The organism is Rhizobium quercicola, assembly GCF_021168455.1.
GTDB lineage: Bacteria > Pseudomonadota > Alphaproteobacteria > Rhizobiales > Rhizobiaceae > Ferranicluibacter > Ferranicluibacter quercicola.
The window spans coordinates 185,538-206,319 of record NZ_JAJOZR010000003.1 but is presented as its reverse complement, the minus strand read 5'-3'; the positions used below and the strand labels follow the sequence as shown (position 1 = coordinate 206,319).

The 20,782-nt window shown below is 64.8% G+C and carries 18 protein-coding genes, 1 tRNA gene and 1 pseudogene; 14 read left to right on the top strand and 6 right to left on the bottom strand.

All coding sequences use genetic code 11. The features are described from left to right. Window positions 1–135 precede the first annotated feature (135 nt). From LRX75_RS06125 to LRX75_RS06095, 7 genes and pseudogenes are all read left to right on the top strand, one after another. Window positions 136–1,218, top strand: a complete 1,083-nt coding sequence (locus LRX75_RS06125; protein ID WP_231812754.1) for an ABC transporter permease — start codon at window positions 136–138, stop codon at window positions 1,216–1,218. Next, on the top strand, window positions 1,218–2,015 hold the full coding sequence (locus LRX75_RS06120; protein WP_062692620.1) for an ATP-binding cassette domain-containing protein: 798 nt from the start codon (window positions 1,218–1,220) through the stop codon (window positions 2,013–2,015). Before LRX75_RS06125 ends, LRX75_RS06120 begins: the two co-directional genes overlap by 1 nt. Then, on the top strand, window positions 2,012–2,647 hold the full coding sequence (locus LRX75_RS06115; protein ID WP_113149277.1) for a nucleoside triphosphate hydrolase: 636 nt from the start codon (window positions 2,012–2,014) through the stop codon (window positions 2,645–2,647). Before LRX75_RS06120 ends, LRX75_RS06115 begins: the two co-directional genes overlap by 4 nt. 160 nt (window positions 2,648–2,807) lie before the next feature. Further along, complete coding sequence (pyrC, locus tag LRX75_RS06110) at window positions 2,808–3,872, top strand: dihydroorotase (RefSeq protein ID WP_231812752.1); 1,065 nt, start codon at window positions 2,808–2,810, stop codon at window positions 3,870–3,872. A gap of 16 nt (window positions 3,873–3,888) precedes the next feature. Further along, window positions 3,889–4,248: pseudogene (locus tag LRX75_RS06105) on the top strand (glyoxalase superfamily protein); the annotation flags it as partial. Window positions 4,249–4,308: 60 nt separating this feature from the next. Next, window positions 4,309–5,004 carry an orotate phosphoribosyltransferase gene (locus LRX75_RS06100; RefSeq protein ID WP_231812750.1) on the top strand — a complete coding sequence of 232 codons (696 nt, stop codon included), beginning with the start codon at window positions 4,309–4,311 and terminating at the stop codon, window positions 5,002–5,004. A 68-nt stretch (window positions 5,005–5,072) separates the two neighbouring features. Then, window positions 5,073–5,999 (top strand): carbohydrate kinase family protein, encoded by a 927-nt coding sequence (locus LRX75_RS06095; protein WP_231812748.1) that lies wholly within the window; start codon window positions 5,073–5,075, stop codon window positions 5,997–5,999. A 47-nt stretch (window positions 6,000–6,046) separates the two neighbouring features. On the opposite strand, the gene LRX75_RS06090 is transcribed toward LRX75_RS06095, so the two are convergent. The 3 genes from LRX75_RS06090 to LRX75_RS06080 form a co-directional block, all read right to left on the bottom strand. Further along, the gene (locus tag LRX75_RS06090) at window positions 6,047–6,757 is read right to left on the bottom strand and encodes a L,D-transpeptidase family protein (protein ID WP_231812746.1); all 711 of its coding nucleotides are present in this window, start codon (window positions 6,755–6,757) and stop codon (window positions 6,047–6,049) included. A gap of 243 nt (window positions 6,758–7,000) precedes the next feature. Next, complete coding sequence (gene pgi / locus LRX75_RS06085; protein WP_231812992.1) at window positions 7,001–8,626, bottom strand: glucose-6-phosphate isomerase; 1,626 nt, start codon at window positions 8,624–8,626, stop codon at window positions 7,001–7,003. 175 nt (window positions 8,627–8,801) lie between these two features. Continuing rightward, the gene (locus LRX75_RS06080; RefSeq protein ID WP_269456082.1) at window positions 8,802–10,502 is read right to left on the bottom strand and encodes a long-chain-fatty-acid--CoA ligase; all 1,701 of its coding nucleotides are present in this window, start codon (window positions 10,500–10,502) and stop codon (window positions 8,802–8,804) included. Between the two features lie 327 nt (window positions 10,503–10,829). Here LRX75_RS06080 and LRX75_RS06075 point away from each other — a divergent pair, with 327 nt between their 5' ends. The 4 genes from LRX75_RS06075 (at window position 10,830) to LRX75_RS06060 (ending at window position 15,877) form a co-directional block, all read left to right on the top strand. Next, window positions 10,830–12,032, top strand: coding sequence for an MFS transporter (locus LRX75_RS06075; protein ID WP_420851157.1), 1,203 nt, complete (start codon window positions 10,830–10,832; stop codon window positions 12,030–12,032). A gap of 138 nt (window positions 12,033–12,170) precedes the next feature. Then, window positions 12,171–13,328 carry an AI-2E family transporter gene (locus LRX75_RS06070; RefSeq protein ID WP_113149270.1) on the top strand — a complete coding sequence of 386 codons (1,158 nt, stop codon included), beginning with the start codon at window positions 12,171–12,173 and terminating at the stop codon, window positions 13,326–13,328. Between the two features lie 91 nt (window positions 13,329–13,419). After that, window positions 13,420–15,474: an NAD(+) synthase gene (locus LRX75_RS06065; protein ID WP_231812743.1), complete on the top strand. Its 2,055-nt coding sequence runs from the start codon at window positions 13,420–13,422 to the stop codon at window positions 15,472–15,474. Between the two features lie 106 nt (window positions 15,475–15,580). Continuing rightward, a complete protein-coding gene (locus tag LRX75_RS06060) occupies window positions 15,581–15,877 on the top strand; it encodes a hypothetical protein (protein WP_231812742.1) in 297 nt (98 codons plus the stop codon). On the opposite strand, the gene LRX75_RS06055 is transcribed toward LRX75_RS06060, so the two are convergent. Further along, a complete protein-coding gene (locus LRX75_RS06055; protein ID WP_231812740.1) occupies window positions 15,847–16,566 on the bottom strand; it encodes a Crp/Fnr family transcriptional regulator in 720 nt (239 codons plus the stop codon). The two genes, LRX75_RS06060 and LRX75_RS06055, sit on opposite strands and share 31 nt — an antisense overlap. A gap of 253 nt (window positions 16,567–16,819) precedes the next feature. Between LRX75_RS06055 and LRX75_RS06050 the strand changes: the two genes are divergently transcribed. Then, window positions 16,820–17,056: a DUF6894 family protein gene (locus LRX75_RS06050; RefSeq protein WP_231812738.1), complete on the top strand. Its 237-nt coding sequence runs from the start codon at window positions 16,820–16,822 to the stop codon at window positions 17,054–17,056. Between the two features lie 276 nt (window positions 17,057–17,332). Then, window positions 17,333–17,737 carry a host attachment family protein gene (locus LRX75_RS06045; protein ID WP_231812736.1) on the top strand — a complete coding sequence of 135 codons (405 nt, stop codon included), beginning with the start codon at window positions 17,333–17,335 and terminating at the stop codon, window positions 17,735–17,737. A 205-nt stretch (window positions 17,738–17,942) separates the two neighbouring features. Here LRX75_RS06045 and LRX75_RS06040 read toward each other — a convergent pair. Beyond that, window positions 17,943–18,018 (bottom strand) — tRNA-Thr (locus tag LRX75_RS06040). Window positions 18,019–18,159: 141 nt separating this feature from the next. Beyond that, a complete protein-coding gene (locus LRX75_RS06035) occupies window positions 18,160–19,119 on the bottom strand; it encodes an NAD(P)H-dependent flavin oxidoreductase (protein WP_231812734.1) in 960 nt (319 codons plus the stop codon). Between the two features lie 375 nt (window positions 19,120–19,494). Between LRX75_RS06035 and LRX75_RS06030 the strand changes: the two genes are divergently transcribed. After that, window positions 19,495–20,781, top strand: a complete 1,287-nt coding sequence (locus tag LRX75_RS06030; RefSeq protein ID WP_231812732.1) for a biotin transporter BioY — start codon at window positions 19,495–19,497, stop codon at window positions 20,779–20,781. The last annotated feature ends 1 nt before the right edge of the window (window position 20,782 follow it).

The window sequence follows — 20,782 nt, the reverse complement described above, 5'->3', positions numbered from 1 at the left end:
CATGCGAGGGGCGGCTTCGGCCGCCCTTTTTTCAAAATAAGTCCATCTTGACCCGTCATCCCGACGAAGCGCCCGGCCCGGCGTGACCTCACCTTCGAGGTCATCTGCACAGGCCGCCAAGCGGAGGATATATTGATGAGCGAGCCAACAGCCGCTGCGCGGCCCTCGCAGGACTTCGAGTCCGTCCTGTCCGGCAGTTCCAAGACGGTCGCGTCGTTCGACACCGACCGTAAGACACCCGTCCAGCACTTCCAGCATTTCCTGCACTCACGGCCCTCGGCCGTGCCCTTGATCGTGCTGGTGCTGTCGCTGGTGGTCTTCGGCTCGATCCTCGGATCCAAGTTCTTTTCCGCCTTCTCCCTGACGCTGATCCTGCAGCAGGTCGCCATCACCGGCATCATCGGTGCGGCCCAGACGCTGATCATCATGACGGCCGGCATCGACCTCTCGGTCGGCGCCATCATGGTTCTGTCATCCGTCGTCATGGGGCAGTTCGTGTTCCGCTACGGTCTTCCGGCGGAACTCGCCATTCTCTGCGGTTTTGCCGTCGGTGCCGCCTGCGGCGCGATCAACGGCTGGCTGGTCGCCCGCATGAAGCTGCCGCCCTTCATCGTCACGCTCGGCATGTGGCAGATCATTCTGGCCTCCAACTTCCTCTATTCGGCCAACGAGACCATCCGCAGCCAGGACATCGAGGCGACCGCTCCGCTCCTAAAGTTCTTCGCCGAACCCGTTCGTCTCGGCGGCGCCGTTTTTACCTATGGCGTCTTCGCCATGATCCTGCTCGTCATCCTGCTCTGGTACGTGCTGAACAAGACCGCCTGGGGCCGGCATCTCTACGCCGTCGGCGACGATCCGGTGGCCGCCGAACTCGCGGGCGTCAACGTCAAGCGCATGCTGCTTTCGGTCTACACGATCTCCGGCGTCATCTGTGCGCTCGGCGGCTGGGCGCTCATCGGCCGCATCGGCTCCGTCTCGCCCACGGCCGGCCAGTTCGCCAACATCGAATCCATCACCGCGGTCGTGATCGGCGGCATCTCGCTCTTCGGCGGACGCGGCTCCATCATGGGCATGCTGTTCGGCGCCCTCATCGTCGGCGTCTTCCAGCTCGGCCTGCGCCTTGTCGGCACCGATCCGCAGTGGACCTATCTCATGATCGGCGTTCTCATCATCGCCGCCGTCGCAATCGACCAGTGGATCAGAAAGGTAGCCGGCTGATGAACGCGCCCTCCTATTCCGAAGCTCCCATCCTCACCGGCCGCGGCCTCGTCAAGCGCTATGGCCGCGTCACCGCCCTCGATCACGCGGATTTCGATCTGCACAAGGGTGAGATCCTCGCCGTCATCGGCGACAACGGTGCCGGCAAGTCCTCGCTGATCAAGGCGATCTCCGGCGCGATCAGGCCCGATGAAGGCGAGATCCGCCTCGACGGTCAGCTGATCAGCTTCAAATCGCCGATCGAGGCGCAGAAGGCCGGCATCGAGACCGTCTACCAGAACCTCGCGGTGTCTCCGGCGCTGTCGATCGCCGACAACATGTTCCTCGGCCGCGAGATCCGCAAACCCGGTGTCCTCGGCTCCGTGTTCCGCATGCTCGACAAGAGCGCCATGGAAAAGTTTGCCCGCGACAAGCTCTCCGAGCTCGGCCTGATGACCATCCAGAACATCAACCAGGCGGTGGAAACGCTTTCCGGCGGCCAGCGTCAGGGCGTGGCCGTGGCTCGCGCCGCGGCCTTCGGCTCCAAGCTCGTTATTCTCGATGAGCCGACTGCGGCTCTCGGCGTCAAGGAAAGCCGGCGCGTGCTGGAGCTGATCCTCGACGTGCGCTCGCGCGGCATGCCGATCGTGCTCATCTCGCACAACATGCCGCATGTCTTCGAAGTGGCCGACCGCATCCACATCCACCGCCTCGGCAAACGCCTTTGCGTCATCAATCCGAAGGACTACACGATGTCGGATGCCGTGGCCTTCATGACCGGTGCCAAGGAGCCCCCGCGCGAGGCACTGGCGGCATGACGCGGACCATTGGCGAGATCGCCGATCTCGTTCTCGACCGGGCGGCCGGTGCCGCCCGTTTCATCGTCGCCATCGCCGGTCCGCCGGGCGCCGGCAAGTCGACGCTGGCCGATGCGCTGCATGCCGAGCTTTCCGCCCGTGGCGAGACGTCCGGGGTGCTGCCCATGGACGGCTTCCATATGGACAACGGCATTCTGGAGGAACGCGGTCTTCTGAAGCGCAAGGGCGCGCCGGAAACCTTCGATGTGCGCGGTTTCCTCGATATCGTCACGGCAGTGCGCCGCGGCGACGAGGAGGTGCTGGTGCCGGTCTTCGACCGCTCCCGCGAGATCGCCATCGCCTCCGCCCGTCCCATTGCGCCGGAGACGCGCTTCATTCTCGCCGAGGGCAATTACCTGCTGCTCGACGAGGCCCCGTGGACCCGGCTCGCGCCGCTCTTCGACCTCACGATCTTCGTCGGACCGGCCTATGCCGTGCTCGAGGAACGCCTGCGCCAGCGCTGGATCCATTACGGGCTGGACGAAGAGGCCATCCGCTGGAAACTCTATGGCAACGACTTGCCCAACGGCGAGCGCATCTGCAACGGCTCCCGGCCGGCCGATGTCACGCTGGAGGTTTTCGAGCAGCCGTGATCGCGAACGCCATCAGGCCATTGTCATCCGGGGCCCGATGAGGCAAACGGGAACGGACGGCCCGGGCCCTGGAGCAGGGCGCGCGACCTGGCAGGCGATCGATGCGGATGCGCTCGGACCTCTCCGGGTCCGGGGATGTCCGCAGGAGGAAAGGCAGACGATGAGCGACCACGAGACGACCACCCTCACCATCCGCCGGCCCGACGATTGGCACCTGCACCTGCGCGACGGCGACATGATGAAGGGCGTGCTGCCCGACACCAGCCGCGATTTCGCCCGCGCCATCATCATGCCCAATCTGGTGCCGCCCGTGGTGACCACCGCAGATGCCGAGGCCTATCGTGCGCGCATTCTCGCCGCACTGCCGGCCGGCGACCGTTTCGCGCCCCTGATGACGCTCTATCTCACGGAGCACACGGAGGCTGCGGATGTCGCCAAGGGAAAGGCCAGCGGGCTCATCCATGCGGTCAAGCTCTACCCCGCAGGTGCCACGACCAACTCGCATGGCGGCGTTCGCGATCTCGAAAAGGTCATGCCTGTGCTTGAGACCATGGCCGAAATCGGCCTGCCGCTCTGCGTTCATGGCGAGGTGACCACGCCCGAGGTCGATATCTTCGACCGCGAGGCCGTCTTCATCGAGACCGTGCTCGATCCGCTCCGCCGCCGCCTGCCGGAGCTGAAGGTGACGATGGAGCACGTGACGACGCAGGACGGTGTCGATTACATCAAGGGCGCCGCAAAGAACCTCGCCGGCTCGATCACCACGCACCATCTGATCATCAATCGCAACGCGCTCCTCGTCGGCGGCATCCGCCCGCATTATTACTGCCTGCCCGTCGCCAAGCGCGAGGTCCACCGGCAGGCGCTGCGCAAGGCCGCGACCTCCGGGGACGCGCGGTTCTTCCTCGGTACCGACAGCGCCCCGCATGTCGATCCGCTGAAGGAATGCGCCTGCGGCTGTGCGGGCATCTATACCTCGATCAACACGATGAGCTGCCTTGCCCATGTGTTCGAGCAGGAAGCCGCGCTGCCTGCGCTCGAAGCCTTCGCCTCCCGCAACGGCCCTGCCTGGTACGGTCTACCGGTCAACGAAGAGACGATCACGCTCACCCGCCGCAGCGTGCCGGTGGAATATCCGGCAAAGATCGAGACGGGCGCCGGCCCCGTGACCGTATTCGACCCGATGTTCCCGCTGCACTGGGCCGTGGAGCAAGCGCATGACTGACGCGCGCGCCGAGGCCGGGATCAAGCCGGCCATCCCGATCTTCCGCATCTTCTCGGTGGAGAAGGCGATGGAGTTCTATATCGGCTTTCTCGGCTTCACGCTGGATTGGGAGCATCGTTTTGCTGAGAACATGCCGCTCTATGCGCAGATCTCGCGGGATGCGCTGAGGCTGCATCTGAGCGAACATGCCGGCGACACGACGCCGGGCACCCGCATCTTCGTGCCCGTTGCGGATGCGACGGCGCTGCAGACCGAGCTTTCCGGCCGCAACTATGCCTATATGAAGCCGGGTCTCGACACAGTGCCTTGGGGGCTGGAAGTCACCGTCACCGATCCCTTCGCCAACCGCATCACCTTCTGCGAGCAGAGGTCCTGACGCGGGAACCGCCGCCGCCTGCCGCCACGCTTTGAGCCTTCGATCGAGAGGAACCGCACCATGATCCCCACTTCCTTCCCCGACAAGGCCGTAATGGCCGAGCTGCTGGCGAAAATGCTGTGGGAGATCAAGGCGGTGCACTTCCGGGCCGACCAGCCCTACAAGCTGGCTTCCGGCATGGCGAGCCCGGTCTATATCGACTGCCGCAAGCTGATCTCCTATCCGCGCATCCGCTCCGCCGTCATGGATTTCGCGGCCGCCACCGTCATGCGCGAGGCGGGCTTCGAGACATTCGACGTGATCGCCGGCGGCGAGACGGCGGGCATTCCCTTCGCGGCAATGCTGGCCGAGCGCCTGGCGCTGCCGATGATCTATGTGCGCAAGGCGCCGAAGGGCCATGGCCGCACGAACCAGATCGAGGGTCACATGCCCGAAGGCGCCCGCGTCCTCGTCATCGAGGATCTGACGACGGCCGGCGTCTCCATGTTCACCTTCATCGACGCCATCCGTGCGGCCGGCGGCGTGGTCGATCACGGCATGGCGCTGTTTTACTACGATATCTTTCCCGAAGGCCGCGCCAACATGGCCAGGAAGGGCATTACGCTCCACAACATCGCCACATGGCGCAACGTGCTGGCCGTCGCCCGTGACGACAAGCTCTTCGATCCGGAAACGCTGGCAAGCGTCGAGGCTTTCCTCGATGCGCCGCTCGAATGGTCGGGCCGTCACGGCGGTATCTCCGCTCTGGCGGGCTGAATCCGCCGCAAGGCCGGTCGCCCGACACGTCCATTGACCGCAACGCTTAATGCCCCAAAGGAAAACCCATGATCATCTGCTGCGGCGAAGCCCTGATCGATATGTTGCCGCGCGAATCCACGCTCGGCGAACCCGCTTTTGCGCCCTATGCCGGCGGCGCGATCTTCAATACGGCGATCGCGCTCGGGCGCCTCGGCATTCCCACAGGCTTTTTCACGGGCCTGTCGAGCGATATGTTCGGCGATATTCTCCGCGACACGCTGAAGAACAGCAATGTGGATTTCGCTCCGTCGGCGACGTCCGATCTGCACACGACGCTCGCCGTGGTCAAGCTCGTCAACGGCTCGGCCAGCTACGCCTTCTTCGACGAGAACAGCGCCGGCCGCATGATCACGGAGGCCGATCTGCCGGCGCTTGGCGATTTCTGCGAGGCTCTGCATTTCGGCGCCATCAGCCTCATCCCGGAGCCCTGCGGCTCGACCTACGAGGCGCTGATGACGCGCGAGCACACCAAACGTGTCATCTCCTTCGACCCGAACATCCGCCCCGGCTTCATCAAGGATGCCGAGGCTCATAAGGCGCGCATGCTGCGCATGGCCGCCATGTCGGACATCGTCAAGTTTTCGGACGAGGATCTCGACTGGTTCGGCGAGGAGGGGGATCACGAAACGCTGGTCGGGCATTGGCTCGCCCGCGGCCCCAAGCTCGTCGTCATCACCAAGGGCGCCGACGGCGCCGATGCCTACACGGTGCGCGGCAAGGTGTCCGTACCCGGCGAAAAGGTGACGGTGGTCGATACGGTGGGCGCCGGCGACACGTTCGATGCCGGCATCCTCGCCTCGCTGAAGATGAACAACCTGCTCACGAAGAACGCCATCGCGACCCTCAGCGACGAGGCCATTCAGGCAGCCTTGGCGCTCGGCGCGAAGACGGCGTCCGTCACGGTGTCGCGTGCCGGTGCCAATCCGCCCTGGGCCTACGAAATCGGCCTTTAAGGTTTAGAGGTGCGGCGCGCCGGTTCTCCGGCGCGCGGCCGACAATCCTACTGATGGACGACGATGCGCGCGTGATAGGGAACGCGCGTGTAGAGATCGATGATGTCCTGGTTCATCAGGCGCACGCAGCCGGAGGACACGGCCTTGCCGATCGAGCGCCATTCCGGGCTGCCATGCAGCCGGTAAAGCGTGTCCTGTCCATTCTGGAAGATATAGAGGGCGCGTGCGCCGAGCGGGTTCTTCAGGCCCGGCTCCATGCCGCCGTTTTCGATCGAGAAGCGGGCCAGCTCCGGCTGGCGGGCGACCATCTCGTTTGGTGGCTTCCAGCGCGGCCAGTGCTGGCGCCAGTGGATGATACCTTCGCCCTGCCACGCGAAACCCTCGCGCCCGATGCCGACACCATAGCGCATGGCCGTGCCGCCGGGCTCGGTGATGTAGAGGAACCGGCCGGGCGTATCCACGACCACGGTGTTGTCCGGCTCGCCGGTCGTGTTGGCGACACGCTGGCGGTAGAAGCGCGGATCGATCTCGCGATAGGGGATGGCCGGGATGAGAATGCCGTCATCCTCCACCGGGCCATACATCACGGCGAGCTCTGCCTCCGTCGGCGGCAGGATCGGGCGGCTGATCACGGGCGGGACCGGCGGGCTGCGCACGCCCGTCGAGGTCGTGCAACCCGCAACCGTGGCGGCCGCGGACAGCGCGCCGAGCAGGAAGGTGCGGCGCGAGAATGGATCGGCGATATCGGTCGGTGTCATAAGCAGTGCCCCGGTGAGACCTGATCTCTATCCCCCGTTCGCACAGGCACAAGGCATGATCCGATCACGTTTCCCGGAAACAATGGTAAGTCAGCGGAAACCCCGCCGGTGTCGCCGAGCGGCAACAGTTTTGCCCTTGTCGGTGGCGCCGAAGAAGAGGGTTTGCGGGCAAGCGTTCAGCAAAGAGATCCTCCCCCGCAGGGGAAGATCGTTGTCGGATGGGCCGAATGCGAAGGCGGGGGCCTAGTTCTTCGCTGCGAGCAGCGCCTTCACCAGGCCGACGGTCGACGAGTCATGGCCTTCGGCGCTTTCCTTGCCCTCCACCACGGGAAGCAACCCCGTCGCCAGCTCCTTGCCCAGCTCCACGCCCCACTGGTCGAAGGAGTTGATGTTGAACAGGGCACCTTCGACGAAGACGCGATGCTCGTAGAGCGCGATCAGCCGGCCGAGCGCAAACGGCGTCAGCTTGTCGTAGACGATGGTCAGCGACGGGCGATTGCCGGTGAAGACGCGGTGCGGCGCGATATGGTCGGCCTTGGCGTCGTCCATGCCCTTGTCCGTCAGCTGGGCCTTTGCCTCCTCCAGCGCGCGGCCCTTCATCAGGGCTTCCGATTGGGCGAGGCAATTGGCGATCAGCAGGTCGTGCTGGTGGCGCAGCGTCGGCTCGTGCGCATTGGCCGCGATCATGAACTCGGCCGGAATGACCGTCGTGCCCTGGTGGATCAGCTGGTAGAACGCGTGCTGCCCGTTGGTGCCCGGCTCGCCCCAGACGACCGGCCCGGAATTGCCCTCGACCGGCGTGCCGTCAAGCGTCACGCCCTTGCCGTTCGATTCCATGTCGAGCTGCTGCAGATAGGCGGGGAAGCGCGACAGGCGCTGGTCGTAGGGCAGGATGGCGCGCGAGGGATAGCCGAGCACGTTGCGGTGGTAGTAGCCGATGAGCCCGAGCAGCATGGGCAGGTTCTGACGCAGCGGCGCGGTTCTGAAATGCTCGTCGATCGCATGGGCGCCGGCGAGGAACTCCCCGAACTTCTCCTTGCCGATGGCGATCATCAGCGGCAGGCCGATCGCCGACCAGATGGAGTAGCGTCCGCCGACCCAGTCCCAGAAGCCGAAGATACGGTCGCTGGAAATGCCGAAGGCGGCGACCTTGTCGAGCGCGGTGGAGACGGCGCAGAAATGGTGGCCGACGGCGTCTTCGCCGAGCGCCTTGGCGATGAAGGCGCGCGCCGTCTGGGCGTTGGTCATCGTCTCGATCGTCGTGAAGGTCTTCGATGCGACGATGAACAGGGATGTTTCCGGATCGAGCAGCTTCAGCGTGTCGGCAATATGGGCGCCGTCGATATTGGAGACGAAATGGGTGCGCGGGCCGTCATGTTCCGGCGCCAGCGCCAGCGTCGCCATGACGGGGCCGAGATCCGAGCCGCCGATGCCGATATTGACGATGTCGGTGATCTTCTTGCCGGTCGCCCCCGTCAGTTCGCCGCTGCGGACCTTGTCGGAGAACGCGCCCATCGCGTCGAGCACGGCATTGACGTCCGGCATCACGTCGCGGCCATCGACCATGACCGGCGTGTTGGACCGGTTGCGCAGCGCGGTATGCAGAACGGCGCGACCTTCCGTGAAGTTGATCGGTTTGCCGGCAAACATCTCGTCGCGCTTTTCAGCCACGCGTGCGGCCTTGGCGATGGCCTCGAGGCCATCGAGCACCCGATCGTTCACGGCGCATTTCGAATAATCGAACAGGATGTCGTCGAGCGTGACGGAGAAGCGCTGGAAGCGCTGCGGATCGGCAGCAAACGCTGCACGGATATCGGTTGCGTCTGTTTCGGTGGCGGTGCTCTTCAGCTCTTCGACCAGCGCTTTCATCATCGGCTCCTCGGGCAGTTCCGGCAGAGCCCTCGGGCCGTTTGTCCGGACATGCTTTCAATGGTTTTTATCAGCCGCGATAGCTAGTGCGTTTGGTCACCGCAAATCAAGCCTCGGCGCCCGATTTTCGCGGGCGCCGGATATTCGTCGAGAGTGCCATGCCCGCATATCTTTTTCAGCTGCGCAATTCCTTGCGCAGGATCTTGCCGACATTGGATTTCGGCAGGTCGTCGCGGAATTCGATGATGCGCGGGCGTTTGTAGTTGGTCAGGCTGTCGTTGCAATGCGCGCGGATCTCGGCCTCGGTCACGTCGGGATTGCGGCGGACGACGAACAGCTTCACGGCCTCGCCGGAATGCGCATCGGGAATGCCGATCGCCGCACATTCCAGCACGCCGGGATAGGACATCACCACTTCCTCGATCTCGTTCGGGAAGACGTTGAAGCCGGAGACGAGGATCATGTCCTTCTTGCGGTCCACGATCTTGATAAGCCCGTCGGCGCTCATGCGGCCGATATCGCCGGTGCGGAAGAAGTCGTCGCGGGAAATCGCCTGCGCGGTCTCCTCCGGCTTGTTCCAGTAGCCCGGCATGACCTGCGGTCCGCGGATGCAGATCTCGCCCACCTCACCGATCGGCACGTTCTCGTCGGCCTCGTTGCGGATCTCGATCTCGGTCGAGGGCAAAGGCAGGCCGATCGTTCCGGTAAAGTCCGGCAGGTCGAGACGGTTGGCGGTGGCGACCGGCGAGGTCTCCGACAGACCGTAGCCTTCCTTGATCGGGCAGCCCGTCACCTTTTCCCATCGCTCCGCCACCGGCCGCTGGACGGCCATGCCGCCGCCGAAGGTGAGCACCAGCGACGAGAAGTCGAGGGCGCGGAACGGACCATTGTTCAGCAGCGCGTTGAACAGCGTGTTGAGGCCGGGGAAGATCGTGATCTTGTGGCTGCCGAATTCCTTGACCAGCGACGGGATGTCGCGCGGATTGGGAATGAGGATATTGTGACCGCCCAGCACCAGCCCCATCAGCCCGTTCACCGTCAGCGCGAAGATGTGATAGAGCGGCAGCGCACAGAGAAAGACGAGGGTTTCGGGCTTCGGCTTGTTGGCGAAGGCCGTCTCGATCCAGAGGCTCATCTGCGCCGCATTCGCCAGAAGGTTGGCATGGGTCAGCACCGCGCCCTTGGAAACGCCCGTCGTGCCGCCGGTATATTGCAGGAACGCGATGTCGCCGGCCTTGACCGCGGGTTTGGCGAGCGTCAGCCGCTTGCCCTTGGCGATGGCCGTGTTGAACCTCACATGGCCGCGCAGCGACCAGGCCGGCACCAGCTTCTTCACCCGGCGGACGATGAGGTTGACGAGAAGTCCCTTGGCGCCGAGCAGGTCGCCCATCGACGCGACGACGATGTGCTGGAGTGCGGTCCGGGAGGCGACCTGTTCCACGGTGTGGGCGAAGTTTTCGAGCACGACGATCGCCTTCGCGCCGCTGTCCTTCAGCTGGTGCTCCAGTTCGCGGGGCGTGTAGAGCGGGTTGACGTTGACGACCACGAGGCCTGCCCGCAGGATCGCGAAGATCGTCACCGGGTTCTGCAACACGTTCGGCATCATCACCGCGACGCGGTCGCCCTGTTTCAGTCCCGTCGATTGCAGATAGGCGGCAAACGCGTCGACGGTTTTTGAAAGGGCGCCGAACGTGATCGTCGTGCCCATACAGGTATAGGCCGGACGATCCGCGTATTTGGCACACGACGTCTCGAACATATGACCCAGGGATGTGTAGGGGCTGGCCGCGATCTCCGTCGGCATGCCGACGGGATAGGACGCAAGCCAGGGCCTGTCAGGCAACATCGATTGTGTCCGGCTGGCCGTATCGGGCATGTTCGTCCTCCCTGCGCCGGCGTTCGTGTCGCGCGGCAATCCTCCAGATGCCCACGTCTCCCGAGTGGGCCGGTTTTCGAAGTCTATGCTCTTCAGCAGCGTCTTCAAGTGTCTTCAGGATTATATGACCTACACGTAAGCGTCAATAAGTCATGTCGGAAAAGCATAGGTCCCTTTCGGTAAGCGCATGGCTAAGCACCAAGTCTTTGCGGCGGCGGCGGATAAGGTTTACGCCAGTCACGACGGCATATGACCGGCTGCGTCCCCGCGCCGGCTGCCGCCCTCTTCCCTGGGACCCGCTGCGGGTCTCGACGCAAGGTCAACGCCATGTCCGATACCACCGCGCTTCCGTCTCACCCCGTCGCCCGCTTCGGCGGCGTCTCCATGGCGGAGGTCGCCCTGGCGGTCGGCGGTTTCGGCATCGGCACGGGCGAGTTCGCCATCATGGGGCTGCTGCCCCAGGTCGCCCAAGATCTCGGCGTATCCGTGCCGCGGGCCGGCATCGTCATCAGCGCCTATGCGCTCGGCGTCGTCGTCGGTGCTCCGCTCATCGCCGTCGTCGCGGCGCGATACGCCCGCCACACCGTGCTCCTGACGCTCATGGCGCTGTTCGCACTCGGCAATATCGCCAGCGCGCTCGTGCCGTCCTTCGGCCTGCTGGTCACGGCCCGGTTCCTGGCCGGCCTGCCGCACGGCGCCTATTTCGGCGTTGCCGCCCTCGTGGCCGCCGGCATGGTGGCGCCGCACCAGCGGGCTCGCGCCATCGGCCGCGTGATGATGGGCCTCACCATCGCCACGCTGCTCGGCACCCCGCTCGCCGCATGGTTCGGCCAGGCGCTCGGCTGGCGCGCGGCGTTCGCCATCGTCGGCGGCATCAGCCTGCTGACCATCGGGCTCGTCATGGGCTTCGTGCCCAAAGACCGGGGCAATGCCGCATCCTCGCCGCTGCGCGAGCTCGGCGCGCTGAAGAAGCTGCAGGTCTGGCTGACGCTCGGCATCTGCGCGATCGGCTGCGGCGGCATGTTCGCGACCTTCAGCTACATCACGCCGGCCCTGACGGAGGTGGCGGGCCTGTCGCTGTCCAGCGTGCCGCTGATGCTGTCCGTCTTCGGTGCCGGCATGATCCTCGGCAACATCATCGGCGCGCGGCTCGCCGACTGGTCGCTCCTCAAGGCGATCGGCATCGGCCTCGTCTTCAATCTCGCGGCGCTGCTGCTGTTCTACGCCACGATGCAGTCGCCCGCGATGGCGATGTTCAACATCCTCTCCATCGGCTTCGGCTTCCTGATGGTTCCGGCCATGCAGACCCGCCTAATGGATGTGGCCGGCGACGCGCAGACGCTCGCCGCAGCCCTGATGCATTCGGCCTTCAATCTCGCCAACGCGCTCGGTGCCTGGCTCGGCGGCGTGGCGATTGCAGCTGGTTACGGCTGGACCTCCACCGGCCTCGTCGGTGCCGTCATGGCCGTGTTCGGCATCGGGATCTTCGCGGTTTCCGTCGCCGTCGAGCGTGGATCGCGCCGCATCTGAGCCATGTCGCGCGGACGCCCATTCCCGGTGTCGCCATATTTTGGCTCTGTTTGTGGAATTGTCATCCCGCGCTTGCCATTCGGCTGTTATAGAGAGTGGACGAGGCAATTGCAGGCGAAAGCCTGACGGAGGTACCGGGTGCGCCATCGCGAATTGGAAAACCAGCCTGCAGAGCCACGGCTGTTCGGGCGTCCAGCCTATGATCGTTCGGCCCTGGTCGGTCCCGCATCGGCGGCACGCTGGCTGCTCGTCTTCATTCTTCTTGCCGGCGCCTATTTCTTTCACGGTTTTCTCGTGCCCGTTCTGGCGGCCGTCGTCATCGGCTTTGCCAGCTGGCCGCTCTATCGCCGCCTGCTGGTGGCGGTGAACGGCAATCGCACCGTCGGCGCCACGATCGCCATCATCCTCGTCGTCGCCTTCATCGTGACGCCCGTGACCTTCGCCGCCATCTATGCGGTCGATGAGTTCCGCGGTTGGGTCGGGTGGGCCGTCGAGGCCAATTCCGTCGGTGCGGACGTGCCCGCCTGGGTGCTGCAGCTGCCGTTCGGCGGTGCCTGGCTCGGTGTGCAATGGGCCAAATATGTCGGGCATCCCGGCGCGCTCGGTGAGCTCGTGCAGCTGGTCAGCGGCTCCAACATCGGCAGCATCTATCGCGGTGCGCTCGTGGTCGGGGCGGGGGCAGCCCGCTCGCTGCTCACGCTGCTGTTCATGCTCATCACCCTCTTCTTCGTCTATCGCGACGGCGAGAAATTCGTGGCGCAGCTCGACAAGCTCGGTGAGCGCATTCTCCCCATGCGCTGGGAGCGCGTGTCGCGCATCGTGCCGCTCACCATCTCCTCCACCGTCACCGGCATGGGCCTCATCGCCATCGGCGAGGGCCTCGTGCTCGGTGTCGCCTACTGGATCGCCGGCGTGCCGTCGCCGGTCACCCTCGGCATCATCACCGGCTTCATGGCGCTCATCCCCGGCGGCGCGCCGCTCTGCTTCACGCTCGTCTCCGTCTATCTCCTGGCCAGCGGTGCGCCGGTTGCCGGTTTCGCGCTCTTTGCCTGGGGCACGATCGAGCTCTTCATCGTCGACAAGACGCTCCGTCCGCGCCTTGTGGGCGGGCCGATCAAGCTTCCGTTTCTGCCGACCTTCTTCGGTCTCGTCGGTGGCGTGAAGACGATGGGTTTCCTCGGTCTCTTCGTCGGTCCCGTACTGATGGCCCTGATCGTCGCCATCTGGCGCGAATGGCTGCACGAGGTGACGACGCCCGCACCCGAGCAGACCGCCAAGCTGATCAAGCAGGTCTGATAGGTCTGCAAAGCAGGGCGCAGAGCCTTTTCCCGGGCCGCCGGCTGCCGTAAGGTTGGCGGCGACAGCGATGAAGACGGGATGCGTGCCGGTGAATTTCTTTTCAGCCTATGATCAGGGTTTTGTTCGCGTGGCGGCCTGCACCCCGCATTGCGAGGTCGCGGACCCCGCGTTCAACGCCGAGCAGGTGATCGCACTGGCAAGGGACGGCCATGCCCGCTCCGTGGGGCTGATGGTGTTCCCCGAGCTCTGCATTTCCAGCTACACGCTCGATGACCTGCTGGGGCAGGCGGCGCTGCACGAGGCGGTGGACATGGCGCTCGCCCGTGTGGTCGAGGAAAGCCGTACGCTCTCGCCCGTCCTCCTCGTCGGCGCGCCGATCCCGAAGAACGGGCGGCTTTACAATTGCGCCCTTGCCATCCATCGCGGCCGCATCCTCGGCGTCGTGCCGAAGAGCTATCTGCCGAACTATCGCGAGTTCTACGAGAAGCGCTGGTGCGCGGCCGGCCGCGACATTCGCGGCGAGACCATCGCGGTGGCCGGGCAGGTGGCCCCGTTCGGCGTGGATCTCCTGTTTTCGGCCGCCGACGTGCGCGGCTTCGTGTTCCACATCGAAATCTGCGAGGATGTCTGGATCGCCGCGTCGCCCAGCGATTTCGGGGCGCTGGCCGGCGCTCTGATCCTCACCAATCTCTCGGCCAGCAACATCACCGTCGGCAAGGCCGAGACGCGCCGCCAGCTTGCGGGCTCCCAGTCCAGCCGCTGCTTTGCCGCCTATGTCTATGCCGCGGCCGGTCCGGGCGAATCCACCACCGATCTCGCCTGGGACGGCCAGGCCTGCATCTACGAACTCGGCAATTTTCTGGCCGAGACCGAGCGCTTCCCGAGCGGCCCGCAAATGTGCGTCGCCGACATAGACGTCGATCGCCTGCTGCTCGAACGCCTGCGCACCGGCACTTTCAACGACGCCGCCAACCACCAGCACCGCGCGGATCGGACCTTCCGCACGGTCGATTTCTCATTCGAACCGGATCGGGGCGATATCGGGCTCGAGCGCGCCATCTCGCGCTATCCCTTCGTGCCGACCGATCCCGCCCGGCTCGATCAGGATTGCTACGAGACCTACAATATCCAGGTTCAGGGCCTCATGAAGCGGCTGCAGGCGACCGGCATCAAGAAGATCTGCATCGGCGTCTCGGGCGGCCTCGACAGCACGCATGCCCTCGTGGTCGCCGCACGCGCCTTCGACCAGCTGGGCCTCCCGCGCTCCGGCATTCTCGGCTTCACCATGCCGGGCTTCGCCACCGGCGACGTGACGAAGACGAACGCCTGGAAGCTGATGCGGTCGCTCGGCATCACCGCCGACGAGATCGACATCAAGCCGCTGGCGGAACAGCTGCTGAAGGACCTGAAGCATCCTTACGCCGAGGGAAAGCCGGTCTACGACATCACCTTCGAAAACGTGCAGGCAGGCCTGCGCACGGATTTCCTGTTTCGCGCGGCCAACCGCTACGACGCGCTGGTGCTCGGCACCGGCGATCTCTCGGAGATCGCGCTCGGCTGGTCCACCTATGGCGTGGGCGATCACATGAGCCATTACAACGTCAACGCCTCCGTGCCGAAGACGCTGATCCAGCACCTGATTCGCTGGATCATCGCCAAGGATCTCTTCGATCCCGACACGAACGCGACGCTCGCCGACGTTCTCGACACTGTCATCTCGCCCGAGCTCGTGCCGGCCGACGAGACGGGCGCGATCCAGAGCACGGAGGACAAGATCGGGCCTTATGCGCTGCACGATTTCGCGCTCTACTACATCACCCGTTTCGGCCTGAAGCCCTCCAAGGTTGCGTTTCTCGCCTGGCATGCCTGGCATGACGCAAGGGCCGGCGCCTGGCCCACGGGCTTCCCCGAGGAAAGCCGCAGCGCCTACGATCTCGCCACCATTCGCAAATGGCTGGACGCTTTCCTGTTCCGTTTCTTCACGACCAGCCAGTTCAAGCGCTCCGCCTCGCCGAATGGCCCGAAGGTCACCTCCGGCGGATCGCTTTCGCCGCGCGGCGACTGGCGCGCGCCCTCCGACGGCAATGCGCGCCTGTGGCTGGATGAACTGCGGCGCAACGTTCCGGAAAACGAGCAAGCCTGAGCGCCGGGACCTCATCCCGATCCAAGGTTTCGCTCCTCATTTCTGCGACTTGAGAACGGCACCGTTTCCGCCATCATGGGAACGGGTTCGTTTCCTGGGGCAGAGAATGGGACTGAGACTTGTCGGAAGGAATGATGCCGACCGCGGTGCGGCACCGGTCGGTGTCCGCGATGTCGAGGCGGAGGCGCGCCGGCGCCTGTCCCTGCTCGGCTACGAGCGTCATCGCGCGCGGTCTCTCGCAACCGGTATCGAGATGCCGCGCGAGGTCCATATCCAGCATCTGCAGATCATGGCGATCGCGCTGGCGTTGTCGAGCCTCGACAGCATCCCCGACGATTATCGCTCGGATGTCTACTGGCCGGTTGATCCGGCTCAGCGCGGCTCCACGGTCAGGCTGAGATAGGTCGGATCGAAATCCGCGATCTCCCGAAGGACGTCCCATTCGAGGATTGTCACCGTATGGTTGATCCAGCTGATCAGCCCGTCCTTGCGCAAGTTCTGGATCGTGCGGTTCATGTGGACGAGCGACAGTCCGAGCACGTCCGCCATCTCCCCTTGCGAGAGGGGGAAGTGGAAGCTTAGATCCTGCGTCAGCCCCATCGCCTGCAGCCGCATGTGCAGCTCGCAGAGAAGATGGGCCAGATGCGCGCGCTTCGACCGGCGCCCCATGGCGACGATCCACTCGCGGTGAATGGCCCCGTCGATGATCGTCTTCAGCCAGAGCAGGCGCGTCAGGTGCGGTGCCTTCTGCGTCACGGTCTCCAGTTCGTCATGATCGATCTGCATGACGCGGCAGGGCGAAAGCGCGATGATCCCGTGGTCCATCGTCTTCAGGAGGAAAGCGTGCAGATCGACGAAATCGCCGGGGACGTGCAGCGCCGTGATCTGCCGCGTGCCATCCGGCGTCAGCTTGTAGCGTGCCGCAAAGCCCGCGGTCAGCAGCGTGCTGTAGGAGGGCCGCGTATTCTCCGACACCAGGTCCTCATCGATCTCGTACGACCGCTCGCGCGCGGCAAGGGATCTCAGAAGGCTCCGTTCATCCTCCGACACGATGTCGTGGTTGGCGAGGTTCTGAATGAGAATGTCGATCACGATAAGGCCTTCAAGAATGAACCCGCAGAGACAAGCCGCGCGACCCGGAAAAAGCAACAGATGAAACAGGATAAAGTTTCAGGCCGGGGCCGCGGCGCATTTTAAACAGCGGCGCTGGAAGGACGGCAAGCGCAAAAAGCAGGACAGCACCGCCTGACGCATGTTTTACCGCCGGCCGTCCGATCGCGCCGGAACAAAAGGGTCATCCCGGGCTTAGCGTGGCGCAAATGCAGAGAGAACGTCGAGAGATGTGATGAGCCGCTACTTCTTCGATCTTCACAATGGAGATGGCCCGGTGCTGGACGAAGACGGCCAGGAAATGGCCACCCGCGAATCCGTCGCCATGGAGGTCGCCCGTATTCTCGGCGATATCGCCCGCGACGAGATGCCGGAAACCCGCAATGGCACCATCGCACTGACCGTGCGCGACGAAACGGGTCGAACCATCACCGTCGCGCGCTTGACCTTCAGCAACGAGTGGGTCGAGTAAACACGGCGCGAAGGCGATCCGGTTTTTACGCTGGCGCCTTGCGCTGCCGGCTGCCCGATGAGCGAAGCCAGGGGGATCCTTGCACGACCAAGTGTCCTTCTTTCAGCAGCGCCTACCGGCCTGCTCTGGCAAGTACGGAAAAGGCGCAGATGGAAGACGAGCCATCGTTTCGTTCGACGCGCAGCGGAACGAAAAGCAGGGTGGGGTGCTTCTATCGGGTACGCGCAGCACACGGCAAACCCGCCATGCCTCTGCGCCATGCCAATGGAGTTTATCATGGACCTTCCCCAGAACGCCGTCGTCGCCGTTGCCGATGGCAAGAAGCTCGCTCTTTTCAAGAACGAGGGCCAGGCCTCCGACATCCAGCTCAAAGCTTTGCCCGACGCCGAAGTCGATGACTCGAAGATCCCTTCGGGCGGCCGCCATTCCAGCAGTGCGGCCAACCCGAGCGATGGTCAGCAGGACGAGGATGGTTTCACGGCCGGCGTGGTCGATCTCCTGAACAAGCGGGTCCTCGACGGCAAGATCAAGAAGATCGTGATCATCGCGGCACCCCGCACGCTCGGTGAACTGAGAAAGGGCTACCACAAGGCTCTCTCCGACGCGCTTGTGGGAGAACTGGATAAGGATCTCACCGGGCATTCGATCCAGGACATCGAAAAAGCCATCGCCGCTGCCTGACGGCACCCGAGCGACAGAACCGCCCACAAAGGCAGAGCCGCACCCGCGCGGCTCTGCCTTTGTTTTTGGAACGGGGAGGCCCGCCTGTTTCAGGCAGACGGTCGCTTGCAAAGGCCAATAGGCAGATCGGCCGGGACGTGCTGCGACAGCACGATGAGACGCAGCCGAAGATGCCAAGTTGCTGTTGAAATGTGATGAAGAAAAATGGTGCCGCTTGCAGGACTCGAACCTGCGACCCCATCATTACGAATGATGTGCTCTACCACCTGAGCTAAAGCGGCTCACCGGGCGAACCAGAGGGTTCAGCCTGTGTTGTGAGGGCTGATACCTGCAAAGTTCGGGGAATTCAAGCGGTCTCTTCGTCTGTCGGGGGAAAAACTGACGCGGGCAGGGTGGCTGCCCGCGTGAAGAGGGGGGAGCCGTTACAGCGAGAGGCGGGCGCGGGCGGCGTTGTACTCCGTTTCCAGACGCTCCACGAGTTTGGCGACCGGTGTGACGGCGGTGATGGCGCCGATGCCTTGGCCTGAGCCCCAGATATCGCGCCAGGCTTTCGCTCCGGTGCCGACGGCGGCCTCGAGGTCCATGGTGGCAGCGTCCGCCACGGGCAGGTTGTCGGCGTCCAGTCCGGCGGCGGCGATGGAGGGGCGGAGATAGTTGCCGTTGACGCCGGTGAAGTGCGGCGTTTCCACGATGTCTTTCGCGTGGCTGTCGACGATCATCTGCTTGTAGCCGTCGCTTGCCCGCGCTTCTTCGGTGGCGATGAAGGCCGAGCCGATATAGGCGAGGTCCGCGCCCATGGCCTGCGCCGCCAGCACCGCGCCGCCATTGGCGATCGCGCCGGACAGCAGAAGCGGGCCGGAAAACCAGCTGCGGATTTCCTGGATGAGCGCGAAGGGCGACAGCGCCCCGGTGTGGCCGCCGGCGCCGGCGGCAACGGCGATCAGCCCGTCCGCACCCTTGTTGATGGCGGAGCGCGCATGGCGATCGTGGATCACGTCGTGCAGGACGATCCCGCCATAGCCGTGAACGGCCGCGTTCACCTCCGGCACGGCGCCGAGCGAGGAAATGACGATCGGCACCTTGTACTTCGCACAGAGCATCAGGTCGTGTTCCAGCCGGCGGTTGGAGCGGTGGACGATCTGGTTGACGGCGAAGGGGGCGGAGGGGCGGTCCGGATTCGCCTTGTCATGCGCGGCGAGTTCCTCCGTGATCATGGCCAGCCACTCGTCGAGCTGCGCTTCCGGTCGGGCATTCAGCGCCGGGAAGGAGCCGACGACGCCGGCCTTGCACTGGGCGATCGTCAGCGCCGGATGCGAGACGATGAACAACGGCGCCGACACGACGGGAATGCGAAGGCGGGACAGGATCGGCGGCAGGGCCATGGTGCTCTCTCTTGATTGACGTTTGCGTAAACGGAAGATAGCCGCGGGATGGCAGGTCTGACAAGGGGGATGTTCATGGCCGCAGGTGTCAAGGCCCGGGCGTTGCCGGCATCCTCTTTCCGCGCGCGCGACATCCGGCAACGGCTGAGCCACGATCCCCTAGATGCGTTGCATTTCAGATGGTTGAAGCCGGCTTTGCCCGGCGTATCGTGGCGGAAAAGGCTGGAAAGGCGCTCATACCCGCCTATGTGCCTTTCACGGACTTGCGTAACGGGACGGCAATCGTTACCGAAAAGTGAACGTGCTTTCCTGCTTCCGGCGCCCGACCTTCTCACGGATGTCCGATACGCAGGCCCAAGGTGGCAAGGGGTTACCGTGAGCGGACTGGAAACGGCCATCAAGCAGGCGCTGGAGCGCTCCGATCGGGCAAGTGCGGAGACCCGCGCGCGGATCTACCAGTCGGCGCGGAATGCCCTCGAAGCCGGCTTGCGCAAGCAGAACGTCCATGACGAAACTGTCGTCGCCCAGCAGCGTCACCGGCTGGAAGTCACCATCCACGCCATCGAACAGCAGGAGCGGGCGGCGCTTCGCGATCTCTCGGTCGTTCCCTCTTCCGTTTCTCCGGCCCCGATCTCTCCCGCCGCGGCGGCTTCGCAAGATCCCGCCTTTGCCGCCGAGCCCGCCGCGACGAATGTCGGCGTTGCCCGTGCCGAGATGCGCGGGCGCGAGGCGGAGCGCCAGGAGCCCGGATTTGCGGACGTAATCCCCGAGCGTCCGTCGTCTCGCGGCGATGGTCCTTCGTTCGATGCCCCGTCTGTCGATGGGCCGCGTGCAGATGTCCGGTCCCAACGCGAAGAGCAGCACCGCGATCGCGCGGACGGCCCCTTCACGGAAGCGCCGACGCCGATGGTGGCGCCGGTGCGCGATGCCAAGCGGCCGGGCGCGCAGGCGCGCGATGCCGTCAACGATCTCGGCCTATCCGGGGCGGAGCCGCTGGTGCCGCGCAGACGCCGCGGCCGCGGCGGGCGGATCGCCTCCATTCTCATGGTCGTGGCCGTGCTCGTGGCAGCCGTCGGCAGTGCAACCTGGTGGGTGATGAGCACGGGTCTGCTCGAGCGGCCGCAGGGGCAGCCGGCGCTGCCGCCGACCGTGGCCGCGGAAGATTTCGATGGCGGCGCGGGCCTGCGAACGCTCGGCGCCCAGGCGGGTTTCACGGCGGACTGGATCGATCTCTACCTGCCGACCGCCACGAGCGGCGTAGCGCCGGGGGCGCGCGTCCGGACGGAGATCGTGCGCGACGAGGGCGGAGCCCGGTTGCGCATCACATCGGGTGCCGGCGACGTCAGCGGCAACGTCGCCATCGACGTGCCGGCGTCGGCGCTGCAGCGCATGTCGGGACAGACCTCGACCCTTGCCCTCAGCGTGCAGTCGGCAAACGGCAAGCCGACCCAGTTTTCCGTGGAGTGCGACTTCGCGACCCTCGGCGATTGCGGCCGCCATCGGTTTACGGTCAACGACGAGAAGAGCGACATGCTGTTCAAGATCAGCTTCGACCGGACGATGTCGCCAAACGCCCCCGGCCGGATCCTGATCAACAGCGACGTCACCGCCAATGGCGGCAGCCTCGATCTCTACGCCATCCGGCTCTTGCCCGGACAGTGAC